This is a genomic window from Tatumella morbirosei, assembly GCF_000757425.2.
Lineage (GTDB): Bacteria > Pseudomonadota > Gammaproteobacteria > Enterobacterales > Enterobacteriaceae > Tatumella > Tatumella morbirosei.
This window is the reverse complement of the sequence record NZ_JPKR02000004.1, coordinates 857,849-871,598: the sequence shown is the minus strand read 5'-3', so window position 1 is coordinate 871,598 and position 13,750 is coordinate 857,849. Positions and strand designations below refer to the sequence as shown.

Below are 13,750 nucleotides of genomic sequence, written 5' to 3'. Positions count from 1 at the left end.
TGAGCTAACGACCCCTTTGAGGGATTTTTCTGTATTGTGACATTCATTGCGAATGGTTTGTCGTGCAGGATGACTCGCTTCGCTACRYYMTWCGRRSYKWTRCGACAACGTTGTCTCACTGCATTCGACTCGAACCTGCAGCAGGTTCTCATACTGCACGTTTTCCTACAGTACTCAATTTCGAAACTGGTGGGTCGTGCAGGATTCGAACCTGCGACCAATTGATTAAAAGTCAACTGCTCTACCAACTGAGCTAACGACCCGTCACAAAACATATATAAAAGAGTGAATACATCACCATCTAAAAAGATGGTGGGTCGTGCAGGATTCGAACCTGCGACCAATTGATTAAAAGTCAACTGCTCTACCAACTGAGCTAACGACCCTCTTTTATTATTACCGGATGCTAATTGCTTATCACCCGGCAACGGCGGCATATATTACTGATTTAACTGGGTAGCGCAACCCTTATTTAAAAAAAACTGGTTGGTTGCTTACCTTTCACCCGATAAGACCTGAAATGGAACAATTACCGGGCATAATGAGGTTCATTATCCCGCTGCCAGTCTTTTTTGTGCTGCTTTAGCCGGTGCTGTTCCCGGATAAAGTTTGATCACTTGCTGGAACACAGCTTTCGCTTTCGCGGTATCTTTTTTATCCTGCATCACTACACCCACCTTGTATAAAGCTTCCGGTGCCTTAGGTGATTTAGGGTAATTTTTAACCACGGTAGCAAAATAATATGCGGAATCATCTAACCGGCCTTTATTGTAATAAAGCTGGCCCAGCCAGTAATTTGCATTCGGCTGGTATGTGGAATCCGGATATTTTTTTACCCATGCCTGAAGAGCGGAGATCGCATCATCAAACTTTTTCTGTTTGAGGATCAAATCAACAGCCGCATTATAGTCGCTGTTTGCATCGCCAGACTGAGTTGCCTGAGCACTCCCTGCGGCAGGCGCTGCCGCCTGATCAGCAGCCGAAGCACCATTATCGCCGCCGGCAGCCGATGCAGCTGCTGCAGAGCCCTGAGCAGAAGCATTATTACTGCTTAACGAATCAATCTGCTGATAGAGTTGTTTCTGCTGTTCTGCAAGCTGGTTTAGCTGATAGGTATTTTGCTGAATTTCGCCGCGAAGAGAATCGATGTCATTTTGGGTGTCACTGAGTTGCTGTTGCAACTGTTGCAGTAACTGAGCCTGAGCATTTGAAATACGTTCAAGGGTGGTGACCCGGTCATCTACCGAGCCAGAGCCAACGCTACTGATTGACGCCTGAGCATGAGCGGCCGGAATGGCCGCTACAGCAATCAGTAACGACAGACTCAGGGTATGAAGTCTGAAGTTACTAATCATATAAATCTCTTAGTAAACCAGTACGGCACGACGGTTTTTAGCCCATGCGGCTTCGTCATGACCCAGTACTGCGGGTTTCTCTTTACCGTAAGAAACGATAGACATTTGGTCTTCAGCTACGCCTTTGCCCTGCAGGTACATTTTAACTGCATTAGCACGACGTTCACCCAGCGCGATGTTGTACTCAGGAGTACCACGCTCATCCGCATGACCTTCAATGGTCACTTTGTATGAAGGGTTGCTACGCAGGAAGTTAGCATGCTGATCCAGCATCTGAGCGAACTCAGGCAGGATGTCATACTTGTCCAGACCAAAGTAGACAATATTGTTCTGCTGCAGCTGCTGCATTTGCAGACGAGCTTGCGCATCAGAAGACATATTGCCGCCGTTAGCGCCATTACCGTAAGCGCTGTCAGCACCCCCGGTAGTTGCACCGCTATCATTATCATTTTTATGAGAGCTACATGCAGCAACAGCCATTACAGGCAGAGCCAGCATTAACCCTTTCAGCAGTTTATTCAGTTGCATTTCAAAATCCTATTATAGTTTGCCATACATATTTACACATGCATCACAGATACGGAGACCAGGCAGGTGATGATACCTGTCCGTCAGTCGCCGGAAGACGCGCTTTGAAACGCCCATCGATTGAAACCAACTGCAATACGGAACCATAGCCCTGGGTAGAACTATAAATAACCATTGTGCCGTTAGGTGCAAGACTTGGCGTCTCGTCCAGATACGTGTCCGTTAATGTTTGAACGGCTCCCGTTTCCAGATCCAGTTTAGTGACATGCTGAGCACCGTTAGCAGTGCTAATCATCACCAGAAATTTACCATCCGGGGAGAGATCCGCATCCTGGTTCTGATTACCTTGCCAGGAGATACGTTGTGGTGCTCCACCGTTAATATTAATTTTATAAATCTGCGGACGACCCGCCTGATCCGAAGTATACGCCAGTGTCTGGCTATCCGGGAACCAGGTAGGTTCAGTACTGTTATAACGGGCATTAGTGACCTGATGAATCTGTCCTGAAGCCAGGTCCATGACATACAGGTTCAGGCTGCCAGTTTTTGATAATGCAAATGCCAGTTTAGTCCCGTCCGGAGAAAATGCCGGCGCACCGTTATGTCGTGGAAAATCGGCAATCGTACGAACTGAACTGTTAGAAAGCGTCTGAACGACCAGTGCAGAGCGTCCACTTTCAAAAGTTACATAGGCCAGTTTGCTGCCATCCGGTGACCATGCAGGAGACATTAAAGGCTCAGACGAACGATGTACTACGAACTGGTTGTAGCCGTCATAATCCGCCACCCTCAGTTCCCATGGGTACTGACCACCGTTGGTTTGCACTATGTAAGCAATACGTGTACGGAATGCCCCTTTAATACCCGTCAGTTTCTGGAAAACTTCATCACTCGCAGTATGGGCCGCATAACGTAACCATTGTTTGGTCACTTTATAGGAGTTCTGAGCTAACACGGTGCCCGGCGCCCCTGCAGTATCCACAAGCTGGTAAGAAACCTGATAGCTACCATCAGGGTTGCCCTGAACCTGACCTACGACAACTGCGTCAATACCCAGAGCAGACCATGCTGCAGGCTGCACAGCCTGAGCAGTCGTAGGTTGCTGTGGCAGACGAGAGCGATCAAGCGGATTAAATTTACCACTGTTTCTCAGGTCAGCAGCAATAATACCGCCGATATCTTCAGGTGCTGCACCACTTCCTACCCACTGAAACGGAACCACACCAATTGGGCGTGCGGTGTTAACCCCCTGAGTGATTTCAATACGGACTTCGGCCTGCGAAACCACCGTCCACAGCAGCAGGAACACACTCAAGGTTATACGAAATGCATGCTTCATTTTCTCTCCCTTATCTGAACGTTGTGTTCATGATAATTCGTATAAATTCCGATAATTATCTGACAAAAGTACGACTACCTCTGACAGCATAGTCGATACTTTCCCCGGCTTCACTATTGGGGTTTAAACACCAGTGTTGAATCCTTCACCTGCTCCCAGACTTCCTGGCTTGGTTTTGGGAACTGCGCCGTTTTCGCCGCAGTAATTGCGGCCTGGCATAATGCACTATCTCCGCCTGCCGCAACTGCCGAAATCAAGGTTCCATTTGGCATCAGTTTTATGTGTACATCACAAGTCTTTCCTGCGTAGCTATCAGGGTCGTAGAACCTGCTCTGAATAGCTGCCTGCACCTGGCTCATATAACTGGAGATAGCTGCTCCGGAAGCCCCTGATTTTTTCTGAGTTCCCTGGCCGGCGGCAGAAGCCCCACCATGTTTACTACTCTTAGGCGCATTTTTACCCGAAGCCAGACCTCCCAGTAAGTCATCGACTTCACTGGATTGCTTAGCTGCGGCGGCGGCTTTGGCTTTGGCGGCGGCTTTAGCTTCGGCGGCAGCTTTGGCTTTAGCCTCTGCCGCTGCTTTGGCTTCTGCGGCGGCCTTCTCTTTTGCTTCTGCAGCAGCTTTAGCTTTGGCCTCAGCTGCGGCTTTCTGTTTAGCTTCAGCAGCGGCTTCAGCTTTGGCTTGCTGTTCGGCTTTTGCTTTTGCCTCTGCAGCAGCCTGTGCTTTAGCTTGCTGTTCTGCTTTCGCTTTAGCCTCGGCGGCAGCTTTTGCTTTAGCCGCTGCAGCATCGGCTTTGGCCTGCTCCTGAGCTTTCGCTTTGGCTTCAGCAGCAGCGGCGGCTTTGGCTTGTTCCGCAGCTTTAGCTTTTGCTGCCGCGGCGGCGGCTTTTGCCTGTTGTTCCGCTTCAGCTTTTGCCTGAGCTGCTGCAGCTTTAGCTTGTTGGTCAGCCTGAGCTTTCGCTTCGGCCGCAGCCGCTTTAGCCTGCTGTTCAGCCTGCGCTTTTGCCTCAGCAGCAGCAGCTTTAGCCTGCTGGTCAGCCTGAGCTTTCGCTTCGGCCGCAGCAGCTTTAGCTTCTGCGGCTTTCTGCTGTTGTTCAGCCTCAGCTTTGGCTGCTGCAGCCTGTTCAGCCGCCTGTTTCGCCGCCTCTTTTGCTTCTTTTTCAGCCTGCTGTTTAGCCTCTTTCGCTTGCTCAGCGGCCTGTTTATCAGCCTGTTCCTGCGCCTGTTTTGCCGCAGCCTGTTGCTGTTGCTTTACGTCCGGTTGTTGAGATTGCTGAGCATTCTCACGGTTGTACTGGTCAACGATGGCCCCTGGATCAACCATGACCGCATCGATGTCGCTTCCTCCCCCGCCACCGCTGGGTTGGATATTTTCGTCAAACGAACTAAAAATCAGTATCGCTATCACCAGAATATGCAGGGCAACGGATATGATTATTGCGCGTTTTAACTTATCGTTTTGTTCGGTTGCCTTCGACACTCTCGGTTCCCAAAAACGTATGATAATTAAATCGGTTGTGTCATCAGGCCTACTGACTTAACTCCTGCCTGATGCAGTAAATTCAGAGCCTTAATGATTTCATTGTAAGGCACATCTTTAGCTCCACCGATCAAAAAGACACTTTTCGGGTTAGTTTCAAGAAGACGCTGTGCCTCACTGATAATCTGCTCTGGCGGGAGTTGTTCCAGACGTTGATGATCTTCAACGATGGTATATTGCCCGACACCAGAGACTTCCAGGATCACAGGCGGATTATCGTCCGTAGATACTGTCTTAGAGTCAGTAGCATCTGGCAGATCAACATTGACGCTCTGGGTAATGATCGGTGCTGTTGCCATAAAAATCAGCAGCAACACCAGCAATACGTCCAGCAGCGGTACAATATTTATCTCTGACTTCAGGTCACGACGAGCGCGACCACGCGTTCTGGCCATGAGTCAACCTCTGCTTACTTAGTACTTTCGCTGGTAAATGCCTGGCGATGCAGGATTGCGGTAAACTCTTCGGTAAAGTTGTCATAGCCCTGCTCCAGCTTATTCACTCTCTGGTTCAGACGGTTATAGGCCATTACCGCAGGGATCGCTGCAAACAAACCAATAGCCGTAGCGATCAGTGCTTCCGCAATACCCGGTGCGACCATTTGCAAGGTTGCCTGCTTAACAGCCCCTAACGCGATGAAGGCGTGCATAATTCCCCACACTGTACCAAACAGACCAATATATGGGCTGATAGAACCGACAGTCCCGAGGAACGGAATATGATTTTCCAGGCTCTCCAGTTCACGATTCATAGAGATTCGCATCGCGCGGCTGGCACCTTCAACCACAGCCTCAGGAGCATGGCCGTTGGCTCGATGCAGACGGGCAAATTCCTTAAAGCCGGCATAAAAGATTTGTTCTGAACCATTCAGTTCTTCCCGGCGTCCCTGGCTTTCCTGGTATAAACGGGAGAGATCGACCCCCGACCAGAATTTGTCTTCAAACGCTTCGGCTTCACGACCTGCTGCATTAAGGATGCGAGTTCGTTGAATAATGATGGCCCACGAAACAATAGAAAAACCAATCAAAATCAACATAATGAATTTGACCAGAAGGCTTGCCTTCAGGAACAAATCAAGGATGTTCATGTCAGTCACTGCTTGAACTCCGCGACAATGGACTTAGGAAGCGCAATAGGCTTCATACGGTGTGTGTTGATGCAGGCAATAAGTACTTCTGCTTCATTAATCAACTTGCCCTCTGAATTTAGCATTCGCTGACGGAAGGTCATAGTCGCTCGTCCCAACTCGCTGACTTCACTCTCAATTTGCAGTAAGTCATCAAGCCGGGCCGCAGCAATATAATCAACCGTCAAACGCCGTACCACAAATGCCACCTGTTGTTCTAACAGCGTTTGCTGTGTGAAACCGCACTGGCGCAACATTTCGGTCCGGGCTCGTTCATAGAAAGCAATATAACTGGCGTGGTAAACCACCCCGCCCGCATCGGTGTCTTCGTAGTAGACTCTGACCGGCCAATGAAACAGTAAGTTACTCACCCTACATCCTGGTATTAAGTTAAACCAGCATACTATACGCAAGTGAAATGGGGTTTGGAATGGGACAATCCTGACCTGTGAAAATAATTATTTCTACTGACACAATACCGCGATGATGGCGGTATGAATCTGACAAAACCTTAAGTTTTTTTACCTTGTAGTGCAATTTTCAGAGTAAAACTGTGGGGAGCCATGCCGGAATAAACAAAAACCCCGCTCTGAGTGAGGCGGGGTGAAATATCTTATTACTCTTATGACCGGACGGGAAACGCCAGATGCGTGTCAAAACACAAAGTAACGTAACAGTGCTGCCAGAAGAATTATCCAGGCAGTCAGCGGATTAAACACCACTTTCCAGAGCGTGGAGCGAATCACGAACCCGGAACCATGAATCACCCCGCTGCATACTGCCCAAATCAACGCTAATCCCCACAGGGTGTTGTGAATTCCGGGAGACAATGCAATACGTGTCGGGTTCCACAAAATACAGCCAGCGATTAGCAAGGCCGCACAGAGTGAAAGGCCCCGGAACAGGGCCTTATCTGTCAGGTTATATAACCTGCCTACCATTTGCTGCATCAGGGTTGTTCGTCCTCATGCCCTTTGCTGACATTTTCGAGTGCCAGCGCAGTCATGATGCCGAAAGAACAAGCCAGCAGCGTGCCAAGTATCCAGGCAAAATACCACATCATTGACCTCTCTTTTAATACAGTGAATGACTATTACGTTCAATATCATCTTTGGTGATACGACCATACATTTTGTAATAGCACCATGCGGTATAAGCCAGTATCAGCGGTACAAAGATAATAGCCGCAAATGTCATGGTGGTCAGCGTACGCAAACTTGACGTTGCATCCCACATGGTCAGGCTCATTCCCGGATTAGTGTCTGAAGGCATAATGAACGGGAACATGGCCACACCGGCGGTCATGATAACGCAGGCAATTGTCAGTGATGAGAAAATGAATGCCCATGCACCTTTATTCATCCGTGAGCACAACACCGTCAGTAATGGTAAAACGACTCCCAGCACCGGGAAGACCCACAGCACAGGCGACGCTTTGAAATTAGCCATCCATGCTCCGGTTTCTCTGACAACATCTTTTCCAACAGGGTTGGATGCCGCATGATGGTCAATCACACTTTTTACGACATAGCCTTCTATTCCATAGGCTACCCAGATCCCGGCGAGCACGAAACAGACCAGCATAATCAGTGTGGTAATCTGAGTCATACTACGGCTGCGCAGGTACAACTCCCCGGTGGTACGCATCTGCAAATACGCGGCACCCTGGGTCAGGATCATCATCAGACTGACAATGCCTGCCAACAGTGCAAACGGATTGAGCAACATAAAGAAATTTCCGGTATAAAACAGCCGCAGGTATTCATCCATATGGAAGGGTACGCCCTGCAACAGGTTACCGAATGCCACACCGATTACCAGTGGAGGAACAAAGCTTCCAATGAAGATTCCCCAGTCCCACATCCCTCTCCAACGGCTGTCAGCCAGTTTTGAGCGATAGTCAAAACCAATCGGCCGGAAGAACAGTGATGCCAGTACCAGAATCATTGCGATGTAAAATCCGGAAAAGGCAGCGGCATAAACTGTCGGCCAGGCGGCAAACAGCGCTCCGCCAGCTGTAATCAGCCATACCTGGTTACCATCCCAGTGTGGGGCAATACTGTTGATCATTATCCGGCGATCAGTATCTGTTCGTCCGATAATGCGGCTGAGCATTCCTACCCCCATATCAAAACCATCGGTGACGGCAAACCCGATCAATAACACTCCGACCAGCAGCCACCAGACAAAGCGCAATACTTCATAATCAAACATGTGAGCTCTCCTGAGTTATCGTGCCGGCTGCGTAGTTGCTGACAACTTCTCGTGATGATAACGGCCAGTTTTCAGACTACTCGGACCCAGTCGCGCAAATTTGAACATCAGGTACATTTCTGCCACCAGGAACAGGGTATACAAGCCGCAAATCAATCCCATTGAGAACAACAAGTCCCCTGCCGTTAACGAAGAATTTGCTACCGCGGTCGGTAATACCTCGCCGATAGCCCAGGGTTGGCGTCCATATTCAGCAACAAACCAGCCAGACTCGACAGCAATCCAGGGTAACGGAATGCCGTATAATGCTGCCTTCAGCAACCAGCGGCTTTTACCAATACGGTTACGTATGACACTCCAGAAAGAGATCGCAATGACTGCCAGTAATAACACACCACACAAAACCATAATTCGGAAGGCAAAATAGAGTGGAGCAACCTGTGGAATAGAGTCTTTGGTCGCTTTGGCAATATCAGCTTCGGTGGCATCCGTGACATTTGGGGTATAGCGTTTCAGCAATAATCCGTAACCCAGATCTTTTTTAGTCTGATTAAATTCAGCACGCACCGTTGGATCCTGGCTGCCGTTCCGCAGTTCATTCAGTAAGGCATAGGCCTTCATACCGTTACGGATTCTGACTTCATGCTGCGCCAGCAGATCTTTTAACCCTGTCACCGGAGTATCCACCGAGCGTGTAGCAATCAACCCAAGCAGGTAAGGTATCCGGATGGAGTAGTTATTCTTCTCAGTCTGCTGGTCAGGAATACCAAACAGAGTAAAGGAAGCCGGAGCAGGTTGAGTCTCCCATTCAGCTTCGATGGCAGCCAGCTTGGTTTTCTGCACATCACCGATTTCATAACCTGATTCATCACCCAGGATAATCACTGATAATACCGCCGCCATTCCGAAACTTGCCGCAATCGCAAATGAACGTTTCGCGAAAGCAATATCCCGCCCTTTCAGCAGGTAGTAAGCACTGATCCCGAGAATAAACATCGCTCCGGTGGTATAGCCCGCAGCGACGGTATGCACAAATTTGACCTGTGCCACTGGATTCAACACTAATTCAGAAAAACTCACCATCTCCATACGCATGGTTTCAAAGTTAAATTCTGAGGCAACCGGATTCTGCATCCATCCGTTAGCAACCAGAATCCACAGGGCGGACATATTTGAACCCAATGCCACCAGCCAGGTCACAGACAAATGCTGTACTTTTCCCAGCCGGTCCCAACCGAAAAAGAATAAACCCACAAACGTTGATTCGAGGAAAAATGCCATCAAACCTTCGATGGCCAGCGGCGCACCAAAGATATCTCCGACATAATGGGAATAATATGACCAGTTCGTCCCGAACTGAAATTCCATCGTCAATCCGGTAGCAACACCGAGGGCGAAGTTTATCCCAAACAGTTTGCCCCAGAATTTCGTCATATCTTTATAAATTTGTTTGCCGCTCAATACATATACTGTTTCCATGATAGCCAGTAAAAACGCCATGCCTAGCGTCAGTGGCACAAACAGAAAGTGGTACATTGCAGTCAAGGCAAACTGTAGGCGAGACAGTTCGACGATATCAAACATCCTGACTCCTTGCTCTTTTTAATAAATAATTCTCTTCAGATAACAAATTGTTGCTTCCGGTCTTCAGAGAATAAGCCGTTACTTTTAGCGGTTAATGGTTCGACCGGTACTCCGGCAGTTAATTAACCGGTTATTCTGCGTCAACCTTGGATATCTGCAGGCTGACAGGTGATACCTGGCACCCTTCTGGTCTCCTCAGCAGTTCTTCAGGCGTAAATAATTGATTTTTATCAAACAGTAATTAACGGAATAAACTCAAAGAAAAAACCAAATTGACGTAAGACAATTTAATCCAAAATGCTTATTTATAGCCAGCGGATAAAATAGATATAAATCATGGTTTATTGATCTAAATCGTTATTTGTCGATAAAAAGTTTGTTAGATGAAAACGTACTCTGCATAACAATCAAAAAGCCAGAGAGCAGTGTAAGAGAACCGGATCAGAGAGCCATTCAGTTCCGTTGAAAAATAAAGGAGGTAACTTAAATTCCGCAATTCATTAACCACAGAATACAGCTTAGTGCATTACGATTGATTTTGATATATTTCATTTACAGTTTAATGATATTTCAACAACAAATAAACATCACGATTAGCTGAGTAAATTTTTCCTCCGTGATTACAATTAGTTAATCTTCATCACTCAGTAAAATACACCGGCCCTGCCAGGCAAAAAAAACCACCGGTCACTCAGACCGATGGCTTTTCAATACCACGACTCATTAGCGGGCAGGTAATACCGATTTCACCGCATCACCAATGTCTGCCAGGCTATGAACGGTTTTCACGCCAGCCGCTTCCAGCGCAGCAAACTTCTCATCTGCAGTCCCTTTACCCCCGGCGATAATGGCACCCGCATGGCCCATGCGTTTACCTTTAGGTGCAGTCACACCAGCGATATAGCTGACAACCGGCTTGGTCACATGCTCTTTGATGTAGGCTGCCGCCTCTTCTTCAGCACTTCCGCCAATTTCACCAATCATGACTATCGCTTCGGTCTGAGGATCCTGCTCAAACATCTTCAGGATGTCGATAAAGTTTGATCCCGGAATCGGGTCACCACCGATCCCAACACAGGTAGACTGACCATAGCCAATGTCGGTAGTTTGCTTAACCGCTTCATAAGTCAGTGTTCCGGAGCGGGACACAATACCCACACGGCCTGGCAGATGGATATGGCCTGGCATAATACCAATTTTACACTCACCCGGAGTAATAACCCCCGGGCAGTTTGGACCGATCATTCTCACGCCCGCTTCATCCAGTTTCACTTTAACGGTGAGCATATCCAGGGTTGGAATACCTTCAGTGATGGTGATGATCAGTTTAATGCCGGCATCAATAGCTTCAAGGATACTGTCTTTACAGAAAGGTGCCGGAACATAAATTACCGACGCGGTAGCTCCGGTCTGCTCTACGGCTTCACGCACGGTGTTGAATACCGGCAGTCCCAGGTGTGTGGTTCCGCCTTTACCCGGCGTAACACCACCAACCATCTGAGTACCATAAGCAATGGCCTGCTCAGAGTGGAATGTCCCCTGCCCGCCAGTGAAGCCCTGACAAATAACTTTGGTATTTTTATCGATCAGAATTGACATTATTTGCCCTCCGCGGCTGCAACCACGCGTTGAGCCGCGTCAGTCAGACTGGTTGCTGCAATAATATTTAAACCACTTTCTGCCAGTTTTTTCGCGCCCAGCTCTGCGTTGTTTCCTTCAAGACGTACCACCACAGGCACACTCACGCCCACTTCGGCAACAGCACCAATGATACCGTCAGCAATCAGGTCACAACGTACAATGCCGCCGAAAATGTTAACAAATACAGCTTTCACAGCACTGTCAGACAGAATAATTTTAAAGGCTTCGGTCACACGCTCTTTCGTCGCGCCACCACCAACATCCAGGAAGTTAGCTGGCTGTCCGCCATGGTGTTTAACGATATCCATGGTACCCATCGCCAGTCCGGCACCATTAACCATACAGCCAATGTTACCTTCCAGAGCCACATAGTTCAGTTCCCATTGCGCAGCCTGAGCTTCACGGGCGTCTTCCTGGCTTGGATCATGCATTTCACGCAGTTCCGGCTGACGGAACATCGCGTTACTGTCGATGCTCAGTTTGCCATCCAGGCAGATCAGATCTCCAGTTTTGGTGATCACCAGCGGGTTAATTTCAACCAGAGCCAGATCACGTTCCAGGAACAGAGTTGCCAGCCCCATATAGATCTTAGCAAACTGGCTGACTTGTTTACCCTGCAGACCCAATTTGAAGGCCAGTTCACGACCCTGATAAGGCATCGGGCCAGTCAGTGGGTCAATCGCCATTTTATGGATCAGGTGCGGAGTCTCTTCAGCCACTTTTTCGATTTCAACACCGCCTTCGGTAGAAGCCATAAAGACAATACGACGACTACTGCGATCGACTACCGCTCCCAGATAGAGCTCTTTATCAATATCCGTCGCGGCTTCCACCAGAATCTGGTTAACCGGTTGACCCGCGGCATCAGTCTGGTAAGTCACCAGATTTTTACCTAACCAGCTCTCCGCAAATGCGCGAATATCTTCTTTGCTGTTGACGACTTTAACGCCACCCGCTTTACCTCGTCCGCCGGCATGGACCTGACATTTTACCACCCACGGGCCGGCACCGATTTTCGACGCAGCTTCTTCGGCTTCACGTGGCGTTGTGCAGGCATACCCAACAGGAGCAGGTAAACCGTACCGGGCAAACAGTTGTTTTGCCTGATATTCATGTAGATTCATGATGTTCTGTCCATTCAGTTCTGAAAAGAAAAAAAACAGGCGCGTCTCAGACGCGCCAGGCTAAAAATCAGACATCCAGCAACAGGCGTGCCGGATCTTCCAGCAGCTCTTTAATCGCTACCAGATAACCCACAGACTCGCGTCCGTCAATTAAACGGTGATCGTAAGAAAGAGCCAGGTACATCATCGGCAGGATAACTACCTGACCGTTGACCGCCATAGGACGATCTTTAATGGCGTGCATCCCAAGGATGGCACTCTGTGGCGGGTTAATAATTGGCGTAGACATCAACGAACCGAAGACACCACCGTTGGTAATCGTAAAGTTACCGCCGGTCAGCTCTTCAACAGTTAGTTTGCCATCACGGCCTTTAATCGCCAGCTCTTTAATTTTCTTCTCAATTTCCGCCATGCTCAGCGCGTCTACGTCACGCAATACCGGGGTCACCAGACCGCGAGGGGTAGAAACTGCAATGCTGACATCGAAATAGTTGTGGTAAACGACATCATCGCCATCGATGGAAGCATTCACTTCCGGATAACGTTTCAGAGCCTCGACCACCGCTTTGATGTAGAAAGACATAAAGCCGAGGCGCACACCGTGGCGTTTCTCAAAAACTTCACCGTACTGTTTTCTGAGATTCATAATCGGCTGCATGTTAATTTCATTGAAGGTCGTTAACATGGCGGTGCTGTTTTTGGCTTCCAGCAGACGTTCTGCCACACGTTTACGCAAACGTGTCATTGGAACGCGTTTTTCACTGCGGTTAGCCAGAGCAGGTTGTACAGCAGGAGCGGCGCTGACTGCTGCCGGTTTTTCCTGCTTCTGCTGAGCTGCGAGGTGTTTCTCAATATCTTCGCGGGTCAGACGACCACCGACACCGCTACCTTTAATTTGTGAAGCATCCAGAGAATGCTCGGCAATCAGGCGACGGATAGCCGGGCTCAGGCTATCGTTGGACTCTTCTTCCAGTGAAGCAGTCTGACGCTGAGCCGGAGTGGATTCTGCAGCTTCGGTTTTCACCGTAGATTCTTTACCGTTACTGTTACCTTCTTTCAGCCGACCCAACAGCTGACGTGAAGTCACTGTCGCGCCTTCATCTTCCAGTACCGCTTCCAAAACTCCGTCTGCCACAGCCGGGACTTCCAGGATGACTTTGTCGGTTTCAATTTCTACCAGCACTTCATCGCGCTGGACGCTATCGCCCGGTTTTTTATGCCAGGTTGCCACGGTGGCATCGGCAACAGATTCCGGTAAATCGGGAACGAGAATATCTAAGCTACTCATTATCTTTCCT

Annotated in this window: 14 protein-coding genes, 2 tRNA genes and 1 other RNA gene; all 17 read right to left on the bottom strand. The window is 48.8% G+C overall.

Annotation, left to right across the window (positions count from 1 at the left end; genetic code table 11):
- Window positions 1-53 precede the first annotated feature (53 nt).
- The 17 genes from HA49_RS21005 to odhB all read right to left on the bottom strand — a co-directional run bounded on the left by HA49_RS21005 (window position 54) and on the right by odhB (window position 13,740).
- A non-coding RNA gene (locus tag HA49_RS21005) (RtT sRNA) lies at window positions 54-173 on the bottom strand.
- Window positions 174-187: 14 nt separating this feature from the next.
- Window positions 188-263 (bottom strand) — tRNA-Lys (locus HA49_RS15510).
- A 47-nt stretch (window positions 264-310) separates the two neighbouring features.
- Window positions 311-386, bottom strand: a tRNA-Lys gene (locus HA49_RS15505).
- A gap of 165 nt (window positions 387-551) precedes the next feature.
- On the bottom strand, window positions 552-1,355 hold the full coding sequence (gene cpoB, locus HA49_RS15500; RefSeq protein WP_038019206.1) for a cell division protein CpoB: 804 nt from the start codon (window positions 1,353-1,355) through the stop codon (window positions 552-554).
- Window positions 1,356-1,364: 9 nt separating this feature from the next.
- A complete protein-coding gene (gene pal / locus HA49_RS15495; protein ID WP_038019204.1) occupies window positions 1,365-1,883 on the bottom strand; it encodes a peptidoglycan-associated lipoprotein Pal in 519 nt (172 codons plus the stop codon).
- 43 nt (window positions 1,884-1,926) lie between these two features.
- Entirely contained in the window at window positions 1,927-3,222 is a 1,296-nt protein-coding gene (tolB, locus tag HA49_RS15490) for a Tol-Pal system beta propeller repeat protein TolB (RefSeq protein WP_046791851.1), read from the bottom strand.
- 113 nt (window positions 3,223-3,335) lie between these two features.
- Window positions 3,336-4,703 carry a cell envelope integrity protein TolA gene (gene tolA / locus HA49_RS15485; protein ID WP_038019202.1) on the bottom strand — a complete coding sequence of 456 codons (1,368 nt, stop codon included), beginning with the start codon at window positions 4,701-4,703 and terminating at the stop codon, window positions 3,336-3,338.
- 26 nt (window positions 4,704-4,729) lie between these two features.
- Entirely contained in the window at window positions 4,730-5,158 is a 429-nt protein-coding gene (tolR, locus tag HA49_RS15480; protein ID WP_038019200.1) for a colicin uptake protein TolR, read from the bottom strand.
- A 14-nt stretch (window positions 5,159-5,172) separates the two neighbouring features.
- The gene (gene tolQ, locus HA49_RS15475) at window positions 5,173-5,859 is read right to left on the bottom strand and encodes a Tol-Pal system protein TolQ (RefSeq protein ID WP_038019198.1); all 687 of its coding nucleotides are present in this window, start codon (window positions 5,857-5,859) and stop codon (window positions 5,173-5,175) included.
- Window positions 5,856-6,260 (bottom strand): tol-pal system-associated acyl-CoA thioesterase, encoded by a 405-nt coding sequence (ybgC, locus tag HA49_RS15470; protein WP_038019195.1) that lies wholly within the window; start codon window positions 6,258-6,260, stop codon window positions 5,856-5,858. The genes tolQ and ybgC overlap by 4 nt, the downstream gene beginning before the upstream one ends.
- Window positions 6,261-6,542: 282 nt before the next feature.
- Window positions 6,543-6,839 (bottom strand): cyd operon protein YbgE, encoded by a 297-nt coding sequence (gene ybgE / locus HA49_RS15465; RefSeq protein WP_038019192.1) that lies wholly within the window; start codon window positions 6,837-6,839, stop codon window positions 6,543-6,545.
- Window positions 6,839-6,949, bottom strand: coding sequence for a cytochrome bd-I oxidase subunit CydX (cydX, locus tag HA49_RS21000; protein WP_072055946.1), 111 nt, complete (start codon window positions 6,947-6,949; stop codon window positions 6,839-6,841). Before cydX ends, ybgE begins: the two co-directional genes overlap by 1 nt.
- Before the next feature lie 14 nt (window positions 6,950-6,963).
- Window positions 6,964-8,103, bottom strand: a complete 1,140-nt coding sequence (cydB, locus tag HA49_RS15460) for a cytochrome d ubiquinol oxidase subunit II (RefSeq protein ID WP_038019190.1) — start codon at window positions 8,101-8,103, stop codon at window positions 6,964-6,966.
- 15 nt (window positions 8,104-8,118) lie between these two features.
- A complete protein-coding gene (cydA, locus tag HA49_RS15455) occupies window positions 8,119-9,687 on the bottom strand; it encodes a cytochrome ubiquinol oxidase subunit I (protein ID WP_038019187.1) in 1,569 nt (522 codons plus the stop codon).
- 723 nt (window positions 9,688-10,410) lie between these two features.
- A complete protein-coding gene (gene sucD / locus HA49_RS15450; RefSeq protein WP_038019184.1) occupies window positions 10,411-11,286 on the bottom strand; it encodes a succinate--CoA ligase subunit alpha in 876 nt (291 codons plus the stop codon).
- Window positions 11,286-12,452 carry an ADP-forming succinate--CoA ligase subunit beta gene (sucC, locus tag HA49_RS15445; protein ID WP_038019181.1) on the bottom strand — a complete coding sequence of 389 codons (1,167 nt, stop codon included), beginning with the start codon at window positions 12,450-12,452 and terminating at the stop codon, window positions 11,286-11,288. The genes sucD and sucC overlap by 1 nt, the downstream gene beginning before the upstream one ends.
- A 67-nt stretch (window positions 12,453-12,519) precedes the next feature.
- Window positions 12,520-13,740 carry a 2-oxoglutarate dehydrogenase complex dihydrolipoyllysine-residue succinyltransferase gene (gene odhB, locus HA49_RS15440; protein WP_038019178.1) on the bottom strand — a complete coding sequence of 407 codons (1,221 nt, stop codon included), beginning with the start codon at window positions 13,738-13,740 and terminating at the stop codon, window positions 12,520-12,522.
- Between the last annotated feature and the right edge of the window lie 10 nt (window positions 13,741-13,750).